The organism is Streptomyces goshikiensis (genome assembly GCF_014650555.1).
In the GTDB taxonomy this organism is placed as follows: Bacteria; Actinomycetota; Actinomycetes; order Streptomycetales; family Streptomycetaceae; genus Streptomyces; species Streptomyces goshikiensis.
This window is the reverse complement of the sequence record NZ_BMVE01000049.1, coordinates 1-575: the sequence shown is the minus strand read 5'-3', so window position 1 is coordinate 575 and position 575 is coordinate 1. Positions and strand designations below refer to the sequence as shown.

At 57.7% G+C, this 575-nt stretch carries 1 rRNA gene; it reads left to right on the top strand.

The features are described 5' to 3' along the window. Positions 1 to 575: ribosomal RNA gene (locus IE248_RS37085) — 23S ribosomal RNA — on the top strand; the annotation flags it as partial.

Sequence of the window (575 nt, the reverse complement as noted above, 5' to 3'; positions counted from 1 at the left end):
GGCCAAGTTTTTAAGGGCGCACGGTGGATGCCTTGGCACCAGGAACCGATGAAGGACGTGAGAGGCCGCGATAGGCCCCGGGGAGCTGCCAACTGAGCTTTGATCCGGGGGTGTCCGAATGGGGAAACCCGGCAGTCGTCATGGGCTGTCACCCACTGCTGAACACATAGGCAGTGTGGAGGGAACGAGGGGAAGTGAAACATCTCAGTACCCTCAGGAAGAGAAAACAACCGTGATTCCGGGAGTAGTGGCGAGCGAAACCGGATGAGGCCAAACCGTATGCGTGTGATACCCGGCAGGGGTTGCGCATGCGGGGTTGTGGGAATTCTTTTGATCGGTCTGCCGGCCGGTCGGCGAGTCAGAAACCGTTGATGTAGTCGAAGGACATGCGAAAGGTCCGGCGTAGAGGGTAAGACCCCCGTAGACGAAACATCAGCGGCTTGCTTAAGAATCTCCCAAGTAGCACGGGGCCCGAGAAATCCCGTGTGAATCTGGCGGGACCACCCGCTAAGCCTAAATATTCCCTGGTGACCGATAGCGGATAGTACCGTGAGGGAATGGTGAAAAGTACCGCG